Below are 2,355 nucleotides of genomic sequence, written 5' to 3'. Positions count from 1 at the left end.
CCCAGTAATCTCTTCAGGCTTGAATTTTTAAATTTTATAACCATCAATTCTATTTAAAGACCTGCGGAATGTGGGGTGGAACTACCTCACTCTAAAAAGCAGGGTAAGAGCATCTCAATCAAGCTTGACAAAAGGAGTTGAGAACAGTCATCATATAATCATTATTCATAGAAGCCTGTTTAATTTTTTGACGAAGACTACGCTGCAATGTTTTCTCCTGATTAAGAGCGTTAAGTGCTATCCGTCTCAGGATGGCAAAATTACGAGGACTATGACCTGAACGAATCCGACATTGCTCCTCATGGAACGTGACATCTAAAGTCCAATGAACTTGGTTTTCAATCGTCCAATGTTGACGAATGGCACGACCAAGAACTTGAGCATCTGCAGGCAGAGAAGTTAGATAAAATTGGACTTCACGAGTCGTTTTGTTCCAAAGATGGCGGATTCTTTCAATAATGACGATGGTTTGCAGTCCCGACCATTGGTCTTGTTGATAAAGACCACCGAAAGCCTCTAAAGGAACAGCCCAAACATAACGTTTTTCAGTGCGATGGTGTCCCTTTTCAATTTGTTGGTTATAACTAACGTTAATGCCTTCAAAGTTATTAGCTCTTCTGGTATCAAACCATTCTTTAACCTGAGAATGTAAAGTGGGGTGATTAGCTTTAAGAGATACAATATAATTAGCTTTTTTGTGGCGAATTTGTTTCACAATCTCGGTTTGAGTTCCCATCGCATCAATGGTAACGGTCGCCCCGGTCAAATCTAATAATTCTAAGAGTGCCGGAATTGCCGTAATCTCGTTGGAATGATCCTCAACTTTAACTTGCCCTAAAACTAAACGCTGTTCACTTGCCCAAGCCGTGACCAAATGCAAAGCTTTTATGCCTTGATTACGGTCATAAGAACCTCTAACACTTTTGCCATCGATGGGGATAATCTCGCCAACTATCGAACCAAGCATACTTTGAAGCCACTTCGCTAAACATTGTTCTCTCATCATCAGGATTGATTCTTTCAAAGACTCGTCGAAAAGTATCGTCACTGGGGATACCATTGGGTAATTCGAGAAATTCCTCTAACCATTGCTGTTTAGCGATGCCATAATTTTCCATGTCTTCCCAACCTTCGGCACCGCCAATGACGGCTAAAATAGAGATTACTAAAATATCTTTTAATGAGTGTTTTTGGGTTCTTTGAACTCTGGGGTCCGGAATCTCTGCTACATAATTCAATAAATTAGCTTGGATGTCGCCCAGAGGTGTTAAATGTCGTTTTTCTGCTCTTTTAGCTTGAGATTTTACAGCGAGTTTCAATCTAGGTGCAAAACCATTTGTCATTGTCTTTAACTCCGTTTCAACTTGATTGACTTTGTTAAGAGTCAAACTTAATTATAGGTTTGAGTTCGGTGCACAGATATAGAGCCTATTGGCGGCTTTTTGTCAAGTACAATTTATACCAAATTAGATGAGCTTACCCTGCTCTAAAAAGCATGAGCAAAAAAGGAAAAAGAAGCCTGCGGTCTAACGGTAATCCGTTGACCGTCAGGTTCGTTCACGAATGGTTAACATTGACCTACCTGATTGTTTTTACGCCCTTTTTTTCACCTTTTGGGACAAAATGCAAGGGCTAGTTGAGAATGGTGCAAGATGTGAGATCCAACTGAGATATTGCACCATTCTCGCTTAACAGGCTGGACGGCCTGTTCCACAAGGAAATTCACTCTTTGTGGAACAGGCAGGAAAGCCTGTTCATAAAAGCTTATTGACATTGGTGCAACATTTCAGATACAACTAACTAGGGCTTGCTGAATAAGTCCAAAAAACTCAAAAAAGTTCGATCGCGCTATTGCCCGCCAACGCTCAATATAAGTTTTTCTTCTACTTGTAATACCGGAGGATAGCTTTTGATAATCTCAGTCACCTTTCTAGTCCTTATTAATAAAATAAGACACAAAAAAAGCCACAATAACCTCCTTAATCCCGCAACAAGGTTCATGACTAAAAAAGCAATTGCAATCGCTGTTTGAGATGTATTATCGAGTTTGGCCATCACTCGATCGAGATTAAACCTTCTTTTTGCTTGACCAAATTTCCCTTCTATAGCCTGACGCGCTTTTTCATCTTCTTGAGCTTGCTTTTTTATTGCTTTACTCACATGAGCTGACCGTCTTCCCAAGGGCGGACCGCTCATCCTAATTCCTCTTTCTTTACACCAGGCTCTATTCGAGCGAGTACGGTAAATCTGGTCAACGTGAACCGATTCTGGGTAATGCCCTGTGAATTCTTTAAATGCTTCTACTTGGGCTATTAAGTCTCCTGATTCATTGAAGTTATCCCAACTAATTCGATC

Annotated in this window: 1 protein-coding gene and 1 pseudogene; both read right to left on the bottom strand. The window is 40.5% G+C overall.

All coding sequences use genetic code 11. The features are described from left to right. Nucleotides 1-118 precede the first annotated feature (118 nt). Nucleotides 119-1,262 (bottom strand): annotated as a pseudogene (locus tag QUB08_RS31660) (ISAs1 family transposase). A 586-nt stretch (nt 1,263-1,848) separates the two neighbouring features. After that, a partial coding sequence (locus QUB08_RS31655) for a transposase (protein WP_333230229.1) occupies nt 1,849-2,355 on the bottom strand: 507 nt, incomplete at its 5' end.

Origin of the sequence: Microcoleus sp. BR0-C5, from assembly GCF_036705045.1 — a bacterium.
Taxonomy (GTDB): Bacteria; Cyanobacteriota; Cyanobacteriia; order Cyanobacteriales; family Microcoleaceae; genus Microcoleus.
This window is presented reverse-complemented; position numbering and strand designations above follow the sequence as displayed.